Source organism: Bacillus sp. NTK074B, from assembly GCF_017303375.1.
In the GTDB taxonomy this organism is placed as follows: Bacteria; Bacillota; Bacilli; order Bacillales; family Bacillaceae_B; genus Rossellomorea.
Genome location: NZ_JAFKOH010000321.1, coordinates 1 through 243, shown reverse-complemented (window position 1 = coordinate 243; position 243 = coordinate 1). Strand labels below are relative to the sequence as shown.

Genomic DNA, 243 nt, shown 5'->3' with positions numbered 1-243 from the left:
GCACGTCGAGGCCCCAGCGGGTCTCATCGACGATGCTGAGCGACGGCGCCCGGAATCCCGCGACCTCGGAGCCCGCGAGTTCCTCGAGGAGGGCCTTGCTGCGGGTGGCCTCGTCGGCGAAGGACGCCCGATCGAGGCGAGTGACGGGCGTGTGGGACCAGCCGTGGCTCGCGATCTCGTGCCCGCGCCGGGCGATGTCGCGCACCAGGTCGGGATGCCGTTCGGCGACGCACCCCAGGCAGA

Annotated in this window: 1 protein-coding gene; it reads right to left on the bottom strand. The window is 72.8% G+C overall.

What is annotated here, in order from left to right; translation table 11 throughout:
• The coding region (locus tag JI667_RS22535) for a polysaccharide deacetylase family protein (RefSeq protein WP_206858774.1) at positions 1-243 on the bottom strand (243 nt) is incomplete at both ends.